Here is a 13,870-nt window from a genome sequence, read left to right on the forward strand (position 1 = left end):
TTTTTTGCCGGCGGAAAATATAAAAAATGTTGTTTTTCTACTCAAGAAAAAATTTAAAATTTTCTTGAACTATTCAGGACAAGTAAAAACAGTTTCATCCATTAAATCAGTGCCACATTCCAGTGTTTCAATCCAGTCCAGAAACTGGTTAATCTGTTCTTTACCCACAAATGGTGTTCCATGTTGTGGCACAATCATGTCTACATCCATGGTACGTACCATCTGTACCCATAAACGAATCACCTTGTTATTGCACATATAGCGCTGGTGAAATCCTTTCATTTTCGGAATGTGCGCTGCAAAATTTTCCAGTGGCTTTGAAGCATCCTCGACCATTGACGCCCCCATATCACCAGAAAACAGGATCTTGGCAATCGGGTCATAAAACTGGAAATTACCGACTGAATGTAAAAAGTGCGCTGGAATAGCAATAATGCTGGATTGACCGAGTGGAATGATCTGACCATGATCCGGCAATTCAACCAGACGATCCAGCCAGTTACCTTTCATACGGTCACTCATAAAGGCTGAATTCAGATGCGGCAAGAAACGCGCCCAGAGCTTGGAAGCTACGACTTTGGCTTCGGTATAGACCAGCCAGCGCGGCATGGAGGTAATAATGTCCGGATCCTGATGCGATGCCATCACATAATCCAGATTGCTTAACCGGGTATAGCGGTTCAGTTCCATGGTCAACGGTACATAAGTTAAATCACCGCCCGGATCAAGTACTGCAGCACGCTCATTGTCTAAAATCAGAAATTGGTTTGCCTGGACACCTTCACCTTTAACGAGACTGGTAAAACTAATACATTTATGTGTCCCATTATCAAACAAGACTTGCGATGTGGTGCGCTCGAAGGCCATCAGTAATCCCCAATTTTTTTCGTTTAGGATGGTTTTTCTATAGGCATATAACATATAGGGAATTAAATGAACTTACAATCAATAAAACTGGATATATCACTTTATTTATCAGTAAATTGAGCACAATTTCACAATAAAAAATCCCGAGTTTTTAGCTCAGGATTTATACGAAATTGATTTTTATTTTTAAAATAAATAATGTTGTGCCAAGGTGCCGACACCAATGATCAAGAAAATACTGGCGCCAATTTTATGAATCAGGCCGATTGGAAGTTTATTCGCCAGTTTATCACCGATAAATACCGCAGGTGCGTTGGCAATCATCATTCCGACGGTAGTACCCATCATCACCCAAAGCACACTGTCAAAACGTGCTGCCAGTGCCACTGTCGCAATCTGGGTTTTATCACCAATTTCAGCCAGGAAGAACAGCACAAAAGTCGCACCAAACACGCCGTACTTTTGCCATTTATTGATACTGTCGTTTTCATCCCCTAATTCATCCGGAATCAGCATCCAGATTGCCATCCCAATAAAACCGACTGACACGATCCACAGCAAAATTTCTGGCCCAATAACGGTAGTGACCCATTGCCCCAGGGCTGCTGAAAGACCATGGTTAATCAGGGTTGCCAGTAAAATTGCAATTAAAATCGGTGTCGGTTTGCGGAAACGTGCTGCAAGAAGCAAAGCCAGTAACTGGGTTTTATCACCCATTTCGGCAAGTGCAACGATGGCCGTGGAAAGCAGGAATTCGTACATGCGGTCTTTCTCTGGCTGGCATTTTCTACCGATGATTCACCCTTCCCGCCAGCCAAAATCTGCAGAATGGTAAATCAAAGGTCTTGCCAACAAAAGAAAGCTTCGAGAAGCTTATTTGGTTCTTTGCTATGATGACCATGCCCTGTTGAGCAAATATGTTGACCATCACCCTTCTGCTTTGCGCAAAAGGCGGCTACTCCCCAATGAAGTGCGCCCATTATAGCCAACCGTGTTTATATTTACAAATTGTCATATAAAAAAACCCTGCCGGAGCAGGGTTTTTATTTTCATACATTCATGAATCAGATCAAGAGTGTACGAATATCCTTTAACAGCTTGGTCAGCTTATTGGTAAAGCGTGCAGCATCGGCACCATTAATTACGCGATGGTCATAAGATAGCGACAATGGCAGCATCAAACGTGGATCAAAACCCTCCCCATTCCATACCGGCTGCATGGTCGCAGGAGAAATACCCAAGATCGCCACTTGCGGCCAGTTCACCAACGGCGTAAATGCTGTACCGCCAATTGAGCCCAAGCTGGTGATGGTAAAGTTCGCACCTTGCAGATCTTTAGGTGATAATTTCTTATCACGCGCTTTCTGGCTTAACTCACCGAGCTCAATAGCGATCTTCTTGATCGACTTCTGGTCCGGGTTACGTAATACAGGAACAGTCAGACCATCTGGCGTCGCAACCGCAATGCCCATATGGATCTCATTACGTAGCAATACCGATTTACCGTCATCAGACAGATGACCAGCAAATTCGCGCTCTTCTTTGAGCAGATAAGCTACAGCCTTGATAATGAAAGCCATGATGGTCAGGCCAATACCTTCTTTCTTGAAGTTGCCTTTCAGCTCATTACGCCAAGCTTCCAGCTCAGTGATGTCTGCTGCATCAAACTGGGTCACTTGTGGGATATAGTTATTTAAAGATAACTGCGGAATCGAAACCTGTTGCAGACGCGTCAAGGCTTTCTCTTCTACCCCACCAAAAGCACTGAAATCAGGCAGTTTTGGTAAGCCAGCAGGAGCTGTAGCTGCCGCAGGTGCGGTTGTTGTTTGCGGTGCAGTCAGACGATCTTTCACATACGCAAACAGGTCTTCTTTCATTAGACGTTCATGCGGACCAGAAGCCTTCACTTCTGCCAATACCACACCCAGTTCACGAGCCAGTTTACGCACAGCAGGACCAGCATAAACTTTGGCATTGGCAGCGTTCTGCTCTTTGCTAAGCTTGTCTGCACTATGCGTTTCAGGCGTCGCAGCAGCAGTGTCAGCTTTTGGCGCTGCAGCTGGTGCAGGTGTAGCTTTGGCTGCAGGTGCTTCTGATTTTGTCGCAGGAGCCGCAGCAGGTGATGTCTGTCCCTCAGCTTCAATCGTAATCAGTGCCACGCCTTCAGAAACATTCTGACCCAGCTCAACATGAATCGCCTTAATCACTCCGGCAGTCGTGCTTGGCACTTCTACTGTCGCTTTATCCGATTCGACCACGATGATGCTCTGGTCTTTCTCCACCGCATCACCGACCTGTACCAGAATTTCTGCTACAGATGCCTTGTCTACACCCAAGTCTGGTACTTTTACTTCAATATCGCCTGCAGGGGATGCCGCCTGTTGTGACGCTGTTTCAGTTTTGGCTTCAGGTGTTGCTTGAGCTTTCGGCTTTTCTGCCGCTTGAGGCGCTGCTTGCTCAGCAGCTGGTGCCGAATCTGCAGTTTTCACTGTCAGAATCAGCACTCCTTCTTTGACTGAATCACCTTCCTGAATATGAATCGCTTCCACAGTACCTGCAACCGTACTTGGTACTTCAACTGTCGCTTTATCCGATTCAACCACGACCAGGCTTTGATCAACTTCAACTTCATCGCCAACCTGAACCAGAATTTCACCCACCAGGGCTTTTTCTACGCCAATATCCGGCAATTTCACTTCTACAGTAGATGTAGAAGCCGATTGAGAGGACTGTTCACTTTGGCTAGAGGCTTTAGGCTGATGTGTCGCCACTTCCTGCAGGATTTCCTCATCAGGTAATTCAGTTGGAGTATTTTCCGAAGTTTTGTCAGTAGCATCAGCTTCCTGACTTTCTACCGTACTGGCATCATCTTCAGCTTGCAGTTCAATCAGGACAGTACCTTCAGATACTTCATCACCCTGATTGACCAGGATGCTTTTAACCACACCTGCTGAAGTGCTTGGCACTTCAACAGAGGCTTTATCTGATTCCAGCAGCACAATACTTTCATCTACAGCGATGGTGTCGCCCACCTTCACCAGGATTTCTGCCACAGTTGCCTTATCTACACCAATATCTGGAGTCGTAATTTGCATGATTAGTTCTCCTCTTTGTAGTCAGCAACAGCATGCAGTTCCGGGGTCGCCTGTGGCGCCCAAGCCACCGGACGATCAGTATCTAACTCAAAGCTAGAGATCGCATCTTTCACTAAACGTGCATCGACTTCACCTTCATCTGCCAGCTTCTTCAAGGTTGCTACGACAATATGTGCAGCATCGACACCAAAGTAGCTACGCAGGTTGCCACGGGTATCTGAACGGCCATAACCATCGGTACCCAAGGCTACGAATGGACGGCTATCTGGAAGATAGGCACGGATCTGTTCGCTATAGGCACGCATGTGATCGGTAGCCGATACCACAATACCGTCCTTGTCACGTAACTGCTGAGACACCCATGGCTCTTTCGCTTCTTCAGCCAGTGGATGCAGGCGGTTATATTCTTCACATGCCATACCATCGCGAGCGAGTTCGTTAAAGCTGGTCACGCTCCAGACATTGGCATGAATCTGATATTCCTCACGCAGGATTTTTGCGGCCTTGATCACTTCACGCAGAATCACGCCTGAACCCATCAACTGAACCGTCGCTTTTTCGTCTTCTTCCAGCAGATACATACCACGCTTGATGCCTTCTTCTGCACCTTGCGGCATTGGCGGATGTTCGTAGTTTTCATTCATCAGGGTCAGATAATAGAACACACGCTCCTGATTCACATACATACGTTGCAGACCATCATGCACGATCACGGCAAGCTCATAGCCAAAGCACGGGTCATAAGAGACACAGTTTGGAATGGTGTTGGCCAGAATATGCGAATGACCATCCTGATGCTGCAAGCCCTCACCATTTAAGGTAGTACGGCCAGCGGTTGCACCCAGCAAGAAACCTTGCGCCTGTGCATCACCTGCTGCCCAGGCAATATCGCCAATACGCTGGAAGCCGAACATTGAGTAGTACATGTACATCGGGATCATTGGCAGGTTATTGGTTGAATAACTGGTCGCCAAGGCTGCCCATGCGCTCATCGCACCGGCTTCGTTAATCCCTTCCTGTAACATATGACCGTCTTTGGCTTCCCGGTAATGCATCAACTGTTCCTGATCTTCAGGGGTATATTGTTGACCATGCGCTGCATAGATCCCCAATTGACGGAACATCCCTTCCAGACCAAAGGTACGTGCTTCATCCGGAACAATCGGGACCACACGGTCCTTGATTGCTTTCTCTTTTAATAAGGCAGAGATTAAGCGGACCATGACCATGGTGGTGGACTGTTCTTTACCGTTTGAACCTTTAAGCACAGCATCAAATACAGAAAGTTCAGGAATCGGTAAAGATTCGCTTTCTTTGCGACGTGCTGGCAGATAACCACCCAGTGCCTCACGGCGTGCCTTCATATATTTAATTTCAGGCGAATTTTCACTTGGGCGGTAGAATGGAATTTCTTCCAGTTGTTCATCAGTAAATGGCAAGTTGAAACGGTTACGTACATATTTCAATGATTCCAGCTGCATTTTCTTGATTTGGTGGGTCTTGTTCACCGCTTCAATTTCATCAGACAGACCATAACCTTTTACGGTTTTCGCCAGAATGACCGTTGGTTGACCTTTGGCCTTGGTCGCTTCTGCATAGGCAGCAAAGACTTTGTACGGGTCATGACCACCACGGTTCAGATTATCGATATCTTCATCGCTCAGGTCTTTGACCAAAGCTTCTGCTTCTGGATATTTACCAAAGAAATGTGCGCGTGCATAAGCACCACCTTTCACCTGATAGCGCTGATAATCACCATCTACTGCTTCTTCCATAATCGCTTTGAGTGCACCAGATTTGTCTTTATCCAGTAGCGGATCCCAATGACGACCCCAGACAACTTTAATCACGCGCCAGCCAGCACCACGGAACAATGATTCAAGTTCCTGAATGATCTTGCCATTACCACGTACCGGGCCATCCAGACGCTGCAAGTTACAGTTCACCACCCAGATCAGGTTGTCCAGCTTCTCACGACCCGCCAGTGAAATCGCGCCTAAGCTTTCCGGCTCATCCATTTCGCCATCGCCCAGATAAGCCCAGACTTTACGGTCTTCTTCCTTAATCAGGCCACGGTTCATCAGATACTTTTGAATATGCGCCTGATAGATCGACATGATTGGACCCAGGCCCATCGATACCGTCGGGAACTGCCAGTAGTCTGGCATCAAGTAAGGATGAGGATAAGAAGGCAGACCTTTGCCGCCGACTTCACGACGGAAATTATTCAGATGCTCTTCAGTTAAGCGGCCTTCTAGAAATGAGCGGGCATAAATCCCCGGGGCACAGTGACCTTGATAGTAGATCAGGTCGCCACCGAAGCTGTCGTTATTGGCACGGAAGAAATGGTTAAAACCCACATCGTATAAAGTGGCAGATGAAGCAAAGCTGGCCAAGTGACCACCTAAGTCATCACCGGTTTTATTTGCGCGAAGCACCATTGCCAAAGCATTCCAGCGGATCAGCGCGCGAATACGGCGCTCCATGTCCTGGTCGCCCGGCATCGCAGGTTGTTCTTCTACAGAAATAGTGTTTAAGTAGGGAGTATTTAAACGCTGAATAGGAACATGTTTGGCAATTGCGCGTTGATAAAGTTTTTCAAGTAAAAAGGCGGCGCGCTCGGTTCCCATGTGTTGCAAAACGGAGTCAAAAGCGTCTTGCCATTCTTGGGTTTCTTGAGCGTCGGTATCTCCATAAAACGCCATAATCTACAGTTCCTGAAAGCCAAATTGATCACTTATATGTATCATATTTACGGCTTATGCAGGTATGGCTCTGGCTGAATGCGATTCTGGAGTACTATTTATTATCTAAATATCCATTGACACTTTCTTACACAAAGTAACAAAAAGAAGTCAATAATGGCGATTTTTTATACGACAGTTATAATTCTCGGTGATAATATAATATCTAAAAGCAATTAGACCGAACTCCTTCTCTACTCCCTGGAAGAAATGTTCAGTCTAATTGCCTTAAAAGCGGTTTGATTGATTTTTTATGAGTATCAAGTATCAGACGTATTAAAGTATTTCAGTTATTTTGAGCAAAGCTACGCTTAAGGCAACATTGCTAAATAAGTTGAAGGATTTTTACGTTGACCGTCTTTTACTACTTCATAGTGTAGATGAGGACCAGTACAACGACCTGTACAACCTACATTCGCAATATGATCACCGGCTTGCACCTGATCTCCCACACGTGCAATCAAGCGTGAAGCATGGGCATAACGAGTAAGGTATCCATTACCATGGTTAATTTCGACATACTGACCATAACCTGTACCCCAACCCGATTTGGTTACGATACCAGGACCAGTTGCATAGATCGGTGTACCGCTTGCAGCAGCCAGATCTAGACCTGAGTGATTTTCAGCACGACCACCCATGGTACGGCCGCCAAAATTTGAGCTGACACGTTTCATGTCGGGTAATGGATGAGCCACTAACCACGAATAAGGATTATTTGAAGATGCAACTTTACTGGATGAAGAATTGCCATATTTTTGAGCAATGGTCTGATTATTCAGTTCAACCGGTTTTTCACGTAGCTGAACATTTAATTTAGTTTGTGCGGGAATATCAATATCTTCAGGATGGGTATAAGAACCCTGCGATAAAGTACGTGTTAACTGCTCAAGACGGTCAGGTGTAGCATCTTGTTGATTCAGATCCACTAAATCTGCAAAAGCTACTGAAGCAGCTGAAACCGAAATAGAAAATGCCAATAGAATACGTCGCATAGGCATATGCATAAAAAACCTCTCTAAACTGCTAATCGAGTTTCTTGAAGATCTCTTCCTTGATATCCACTTTAAGAAGCGCATAAGATTAAGACATAAACATGTAGGAATTATGTATGTCGGAACCTGTCAACGTCTTTCAAAAAACAAGAAAACAGATAAAAACAGGAAACTTTTCGTTTCTCTCATCACAAGTTTCTGCATGGCAGAAGCTTACGAAACTCGTACAACCGCTATTGCCTCAACCCGAACAATGGCAAGTTGCCTGCTATCAAAATGGTGTGTTAACGATTACTGGTGAAAACCAAGCCATGATTTCTCAATTGGCCTATCTTCAAAAGCAATACATCTCACAACTCTCTCAAATAAACGAATTAAAAGATCTCACTAAAATCCAGGTTTGCTTAAGGAATCCATCCCCTGTTCAACCGGTTCCAGAAAAATCTGAAAGAGCCTTGAGTCCAGAAACACAGGAATTACTTCGCGGTGCTGCTGACTTTATAAGCGACCCTAAGCTTAGCCAAGCTTTACTACGTTTGGCAAGCAATAAAAAGTAACATTGCAATGAGATGTAATAAATTCCAATGTTGTTTTTATGTGACAGGTGTCACATTAGATGCAGCTAAGTTATAACACAAAGACACAAAGACAAGGACTTATGTCACAGTTACATAATTAATTGGACATTGAGTTACGTCATCAAATGTTACAATTTCATAGCTGCTTGGGTCACTTTTCACGTTACGCAATAGTTGATTATTCAAAGCATGCCCTGATTTGTAACCATCAAATTTGGCAATAATCTGGTGGCCTAGCAGGTATAAATCACCAACTGCATCTAGAATTTTGTGACGTACAAACTCATCCGAGAAACGCAAACCTTCTTCATTGACTACGCCGGTTTCATCTACACCGATGGCATTTTCCAAGCTTGCACCCAAAGCCAGATTATTGGCTTTCAAGTAGTCAAGGTCTTTCATAAAGCCGAATGTACGCGCTTCACTGACTTCATAAACAAAGGTTTCTGTAGAAAAATCGATGCTGGCAGATTGATGTTCTTTTTTAAAGGCAGGATGATCAAAATCAATAGTGAAATTTAGCTGAAAGCCGTCATGTGGGCTGAAAATCGCCCGTTTGTCATCGATCAGGGCTTCAACAGGTTTAATAATTTTAATAAATTTCTTTGGTGCATCTAGTTCTTGCAAGCCGCCCTGCATGAGCAGATAAATGAAAGGTCCGGCACTGCCATCCATAATGGGAACTTCTGAAGCTGACACTTCAATAATCAGGTTATCAATACCTAACCCTGCAATGGCGCTCATCACATGCTCAATCGTACCCACTTTGGCATTTGACTGAACCAGGTTCGAACACATGAAGGCTTCCTGGATCAATAAGGCATCTGCAGGAATATCGACAGGTGGATCCAGATCAATACGACGAAACACAATGCCCCCATCGGCGTGGTGTGGCACAAAGTTAATCATAACCTTCTGCCCACTATGAAGACCGATTCCGCTCGCTTTCACGATACGTTGCAGGGTACGTTGTTTCAACATGCTTTTTATCATCTGTTCACCAATAAAACCGCTATACGTTAGCATATTTGGCCATTGATAAAAAACAAAAGGTGGCTCTAAAGCCACCTTTTCTGTGCAATCATCGTAAACACATGCTGTTACATATTATTTGCGCTGTTGATTTTTAAGATAATCTTGGATGCTCATTGGCGTTGGACGCGGACTAGAAACTGAAGCGGCAGGATTAGCTGCTGCACCTGCTTCATTTTGCTGGCGCTGAATTGCCGGTACATCATCATCTTCAACTACTGCCTGTGATGATGATGGACGTACTGCCTGTACATTCGCACGTTTAGTCGGCTCAACCGAATCTGCAGCATGGCGAGTCAAACCAGTCGCAATCACCGTTACACTGATTTCATCACGTGCATCCGGATCAAATACTGTACCGTAGAAGACCTGACCTTCATCCAGATCCACGATCTGGTTTACAACATCAGTAATTTCTTCGATTTCACCGAAGGTTACGTCATCACCACCAGTCACGTTAATCAGAATACCTTTGGCATTCATGATGGTGACGTTATCCAGTAATGGGCTGCGAATCGCCTGCTCTGCTGCCTGACGTGCACGGTTTTCACCACGACCCAAGCCTACACCCATCATGGCATAACCACGTGTACTCATTGCAGTTTTCAGATCGGCGAAGTCAAGGTTAATGTGACCAGGACGTACCACCAGATCAAAGATACTACGTACCGCATTCAACAGTACATCATCCGCTTTTTTATACGCATCCTTCATTGAAATATCACGGAAGACTTTCAATAGACGCTGGTTTGGAATGATGATCAGAGAATCTACATGCTGTTCTAGTGCTTCAATCCCCTTCTCAGCAGATTGCAGACGGCGTTTACCTTCAAAGTTGAATGGCGTAGTTACGACACCAACAGTGAGGATACCCATTTCTTTGGCAATTTCAGCAACGACTGGCGCAGCACCAGTACCTGTACCACCACCCATACCGGCAGTAACGAATACCATATCGGTACCTTCAAGCTGCTGGCGGATCAGTTCACGGCTTTCTTCTGCTGCCGCTTGACCGACCTGTGGATTTGCTCCAGCACCCAGACCACGTGTACTTTGCTCACCCAGCTGAATTTTAAATTCGGCTTCCATGCGATCCAGTGCCTGTTTGTCTGTATTGGCACAGACGAACTTTACGCCCTGGATATCGGACTGCAACATATGCTGTACAGCATTACCACCCGCACCACCTACACCAAATACAGTGAAACGGGCTTGACCATTGCTATCGCTATGATCTTCTTCGAAAAATTCAAATGAGGCCATGACCTATAAAATTCCTAATTCATAATTGGCAGTCACTAAGCCCGTATACTGCCTTAATCTTGATAAAAATTGTTTTTAAGAATGCTGCTCAAGCAAGCACTTGTCAAGTACAAGCCCGATTAACTACAACTTCCCAACAATATTCACAATAAAAATCGCTTAAAAGATCGCTTTTAACGTTTCGTTAAAACCTGACCATGCCCGTTTAATGCGCTGTGTTACTGATAACTTGTCCCCGTCTTCGGTCTCAACGAGGGTTTCCTGGGTATCACTCTGGCTAAACATCAGCAAACCAGCCACTGTTGCGTACTGGGAACGACGTAAAGCCGCCTGGTGCTGTTCATCTGCATAGACCTGTACCGGCGGATTGCCCAGATGTGCAGATACACCCAAGGTACGGCGTACAAAGCTGACCATACCTTCAATCTGACTGGCATCACCAGTCAGCACCACACCATGATACAGTCCCTGCATCGCGCCATGGTTCACCAGTTCATCACGCACCAGACCCATGATTTCTTCATAACGCGCCATGATAATTTCAGTCAGTTCAATCCGGCTAATGGTTTGTGGTCCATCAATGCCCTGGAACTGAATCATATGCTCTGGTTTAACCACTTTTAGGTCAACACAGCCATAGAGCAATTTCAGACGTTCTGCTTCTTCTGTCGTGGTCTGTAAAACTGCTGCAATATCACGGGTCACATGTTCACCGCCACGCTGAATAGTATGGGTTAACGCCAAACGGCCATCCAAATAAACAGCAATATTGGTGGTTCCCGCACCGATATCTACCAGACACACGCCATATTCTTTTTCATCTTTCAGCAGGCTGGCTTCAGCAGTAGCTAGACAGGACACCACCATTTTCTCCACACCGATATTGGCCCCTTTTAAAGCGCGGTCAATATTCTGCATGGTGCTGATCGGTAACATCATCAAGTGATAATGCCCGGTCATGCTATGTGCCGACATACGGATCGGGTTGAGTACCCATTCCGGTGCATCATCCAGCTCGAAGCCTAAAGGCACCGCACTGACCAGATAATGATCTGAGGTGACATGACTGGCTTTGGCCAGCTCAAGTGCCCGTACCACTTCACTGGTCGTAATTGAATGTTCACTATTATCAATGGTGGTACGACCCGAGGCATAAAAGCTTTTTAATTCAGCACTTGGGATCGAAATCCACGCAGAATGCACACGACATTCAGCCATATCTTCCGCTTCTTGTACGGCGTTTTTAATGGCGGTAATGACTTTATCGAGACTGACAATTTTTCCTTTATTCATGCCTCGGTTACGAGCGGTCGCCATCCCAATCACTTGGATATTGTCTGGCGCGTGTACCTTACCAATCAAAACTGAAACTTTGTGTGTCCCAATGTCAATCGCCACAACCGAGGGAACAGCTTCACTCATTATTAACTACTACCATTACGTGTTTGTTAGATTTATGGCTTTATAAGGCCTCTAGTTTTTAAAGCCGGTCATTATGGCTTTACTGTTACATTATTCTCAACGCCCGTGTCATTAATGGTTACAATAAATTGACCATTTACAATTTTAGGCGGAATTGAATTTTTCCATTGAATCGCCAATCCATTGCGATAACGCAGGTCGATCGCTGAAATTTTCGACCATACCGGTTTTAGTTCGCTATAGGACAGATGACTCAAACGTTGCAACTTGCTCATGGTTTGGTCTTTATCGACAATCACACGCAAACCTGAATCAAACTGCATAAACCACGTCATTCGTTCAGTTAAATATAATTCTTTTAAACGAATACCTTGTGGTAAAAATAACTGGTTGATTTCATTATAACGTCGCATCATGGTATTTGCATGAGTAGATGGTCCATGCAGCAACGGTAAAGCTGAATAATCTTTAGGGCTGACTTCAGTGAAAATAATGCCACTATCACTCAGCAGTCGTCCTGTACCCCATCGGGCAATAGCATGATGCGGCATTACCCGGACATGAATCTTGTCTGGCCAGGCACGAGACACTACGACACGATCCACCCAAGACAATTCCAGTGCGCGGTCACGAATCGATTCCAGGTCCGAAGTAAAATAGTTTTCAGTCACAATCGGTGAAACGTACTGCATGACCTGACGCTCTTCAGCTGCTGTACGCGTTCCTGCCACTTTCAGCTCTGCTACCTGAGCATCCGTCATCACCTTGTATAGGCCAAAAATCCCAAAAGCCAGCACCACCAGCGCGACACACAACAAGGCCCAACCACCCAGGTTGGTTAGTTTCTCTTTGCGTGTCGGCGGCTTGTCGTGAATTGAGGTAATCGCAGCACGTTTACGGCGCATGGTTGCTGGGAGTTGAGCCATAACTTAGTGTGCCGCACCGTTTAATGTTTGTTCCAGAATCGCTACACAGAGCGCATCAAAACTATAGCCGACGGCTGCTGCCGCTTTTGGTACCAGAGAATGACTGGTCATCCCCGGAACTGTATTCACTTCCAGCAACCAGAAATTACCCTGTTCATCCTGCATTGCATCAATACGGCCCCAGCCACTTGCACCCACTGCCTGGAAGGCACGTAGAGCCAAGGCTTGCAATTCTTTCTCTTCAGACTCGCTTAAGCCACATGGAATGCCATATTCCACATCATTACGCTGATATTTAGCTTCATAGTCATAGAAAGCCACATCTTCTGGCGGTTGCAGACGAATGACAGGTAGGGCCTGACCATTCAGAATTACAATGGTAAATTCACGGCCTGTGATCCATTTCTCTGCCATAACCACGGCATCATGTTCAGTGGCTTTGGCAATCGCATCGGCAAAGTCTTCTACTTTTTCAACTTTACTCATGCCAATACTCGAACCTTCGTGTACAGGCTTAATGATCAGCGGCAAATCTAGAGCAGATACAATTTCTTGCGCATTCGAGTTCTTGGTCACGATACGATATGGCGCAGTAGGTAATTCTGAACCCTGCCAAACCTGTTTGGTTTTGACTTTATCCATACCAATGGCAGAACCCTGTACGCCTGTACCGGTATATGGAATATTCAACCATTCCAGCGCACCCTGAATCTGACCGTCTTCACCGCCACGACCATGCAATACCACAAACGCACGATCATAATTTACCAGCTCGGTAACACTACGCTCTTGTGGATCAAACGCTTCTGCATTGACCCCAGAACGCATTAATGCCTCAAGTACGGCGGTTCCACTATCTAGCGAAACCTCACGCTCTGCAGATTTACCACCCAGCAATACGGCAACTTTTCCGAATTTTGAAGCATTTGACACGTTTATATCCTTAAA

The 13,870-nt window shown here is 45.4% G+C and carries 11 protein-coding genes and 1 riboswitch; of the genes, 1 reads left to right on the forward strand and 10 read right to left on the reverse strand.

The window, feature by feature from the left end:
- Positions 1 to 69 precede the first annotated feature (69 nt).
- The 5 genes from FTV13_RS03910 to FTV13_RS03930 form a co-directional block, all read right to left on the reverse strand.
- Positions 70 to 867 (reverse strand): MBL fold metallo-hydrolase, encoded by a 798-nt coding sequence (locus FTV13_RS03910; RefSeq protein WP_159123793.1) that lies wholly within the window; start codon positions 865 to 867, stop codon positions 70 to 72.
- A 186-nt stretch (positions 868 to 1,053) separates the two neighbouring features.
- Entirely contained in the window at positions 1,054 to 1,629 is a 576-nt protein-coding gene (locus FTV13_RS03915) for a TMEM165/GDT1 family protein (protein ID WP_159123792.1), read from the reverse strand.
- Between the two features lie 73 nt (positions 1,630 to 1,702).
- Positions 1,703 to 1,843, reverse strand: a riboswitch (yybP-ykoY riboswitch).
- Positions 1,844 to 1,931: 88 nt separating this feature from the next.
- The gene (locus FTV13_RS03920) at positions 1,932 to 3,962 is read right to left on the reverse strand and encodes a 2-oxo acid dehydrogenase subunit E2 (protein WP_180011095.1); all 2,031 of its coding nucleotides are present in this window, start codon (positions 3,960 to 3,962) and stop codon (positions 1,932 to 1,934) included.
- Positions 3,963 to 3,964: 2 nt separating this feature from the next.
- Positions 3,965 to 6,667 (reverse strand): pyruvate dehydrogenase (acetyl-transferring), homodimeric type, encoded by a 2,703-nt coding sequence (gene aceE, locus FTV13_RS03925; protein ID WP_180011097.1) that lies wholly within the window; start codon positions 6,665 to 6,667, stop codon positions 3,965 to 3,967.
- A 350-nt stretch (positions 6,668 to 7,017) separates the two neighbouring features.
- Positions 7,018 to 7,707, reverse strand: coding sequence for a M23 family metallopeptidase (locus FTV13_RS03930; RefSeq protein ID WP_034170247.1), 690 nt, complete (start codon positions 7,705 to 7,707; stop codon positions 7,018 to 7,020).
- Positions 7,708 to 7,817: 110 nt separating this feature from the next.
- Here FTV13_RS03930 and FTV13_RS03935 point away from each other — a divergent pair, with 110 nt between their 5' ends.
- Positions 7,818 to 8,258, forward strand: coding sequence for a DciA family protein (locus tag FTV13_RS03935; RefSeq protein ID WP_004781492.1), 441 nt, complete (start codon positions 7,818 to 7,820; stop codon positions 8,256 to 8,258).
- 99 nt (positions 8,259 to 8,357) lie between these two features.
- Here FTV13_RS03935 and lpxC read toward each other — a convergent pair whose 3' ends face one another.
- From lpxC to FTV13_RS03960, 5 genes are all read right to left on the reverse strand, one after another.
- A complete protein-coding gene (lpxC, locus tag FTV13_RS03940; protein WP_180011099.1) occupies positions 8,358 to 9,260 on the reverse strand; it encodes a UDP-3-O-acyl-N-acetylglucosamine deacetylase in 903 nt (300 codons plus the stop codon).
- A gap of 126 nt (positions 9,261 to 9,386) precedes the next feature.
- Positions 9,387 to 10,574, reverse strand: coding sequence for a cell division protein FtsZ (gene ftsZ, locus FTV13_RS03945; RefSeq protein ID WP_179991920.1), 1,188 nt, complete (start codon positions 10,572 to 10,574; stop codon positions 9,387 to 9,389).
- Between the two features lie 159 nt (positions 10,575 to 10,733).
- Positions 10,734 to 11,996: a cell division protein FtsA gene (ftsA, locus tag FTV13_RS03950; RefSeq protein ID WP_159123790.1), complete on the reverse strand. Its 1,263-nt coding sequence runs from the start codon at positions 11,994 to 11,996 to the stop codon at positions 10,734 to 10,736.
- 71 nt (positions 11,997 to 12,067) lie between these two features.
- Positions 12,068 to 12,922, reverse strand: coding sequence for a cell division protein FtsQ/DivIB (locus tag FTV13_RS03955; protein ID WP_159123789.1), 855 nt, complete (start codon positions 12,920 to 12,922; stop codon positions 12,068 to 12,070).
- A 3-nt stretch (positions 12,923 to 12,925) separates the two neighbouring features.
- Positions 12,926 to 13,855, reverse strand: a complete 930-nt coding sequence (locus FTV13_RS03960) for a D-alanine--D-alanine ligase (RefSeq protein ID WP_166137467.1) — start codon at positions 13,853 to 13,855, stop codon at positions 12,926 to 12,928.
- Between the last annotated feature and the right edge of the window lie 15 nt (positions 13,856 to 13,870).

Origin of the sequence: Acinetobacter sp. YH12235, assembly GCF_013417705.1 — a bacterium.
Taxonomy (GTDB): domain Bacteria; phylum Pseudomonadota; class Gammaproteobacteria; order Pseudomonadales; family Moraxellaceae; genus Acinetobacter.

Excerpts from the sequence above, each read along its gene's own strand:
- FTV13_RS03915 (WP_159123792.1), bottom strand. The coding sequence starts at position 1,629 with ATGTACGAATTCCTGCTTTCCACGGCCATCGTTGCACTTGCCGAAATG.
- ftsZ (WP_179991920.1), bottom strand. The coding sequence starts at position 10,574 with ATGGCCTCATTTGAATTTTTCGAAGAAGATCATAGCGATAGCAATGGT.
- FTV13_RS03910 (WP_159123793.1), bottom strand. The coding sequence starts at position 867 with ATGGCCTTCGAGCGCACCACATCGCAAGTCTTGTTTGATAATGGGACA.
- FTV13_RS03935 (WP_004781492.1), top strand. The coding sequence starts at position 7,818 with ATGTCGGAACCTGTCAACGTCTTTCAAAAAACAAGAAAACAGATAAAA.
- ftsA (WP_159123790.1), bottom strand. The coding sequence starts at position 11,996 with ATGAGTGAAGCTGTTCCCTCGGTTGTGGCGATTGACATTGGGACACAC.
- FTV13_RS03955 (WP_159123789.1), bottom strand. The coding sequence starts at position 12,922 with ATGGCTCAACTCCCAGCAACCATGCGCCGTAAACGTGCTGCGATTACC.
- FTV13_RS03930 (WP_034170247.1), bottom strand. The coding sequence starts at position 7,707 with ATGCCTATGCGACGTATTCTATTGGCATTTTCTATTTCGGTTTCAGCT.
- aceE (WP_180011097.1), bottom strand. The coding sequence starts at position 6,667 with ATGGCGTTTTATGGAGATACCGACGCTCAAGAAACCCAAGAATGGCAA.
- FTV13_RS03920 (WP_180011095.1), bottom strand. The coding sequence starts at position 3,962 with ATGCAAATTACGACTCCAGATATTGGTGTAGATAAGGCAACTGTGGCA.
- lpxC (WP_180011099.1), bottom strand. The coding sequence starts at position 9,260 with ATGTTGAAACAACGTACCCTGCAACGTATCGTGAAAGCGAGCGGAATC.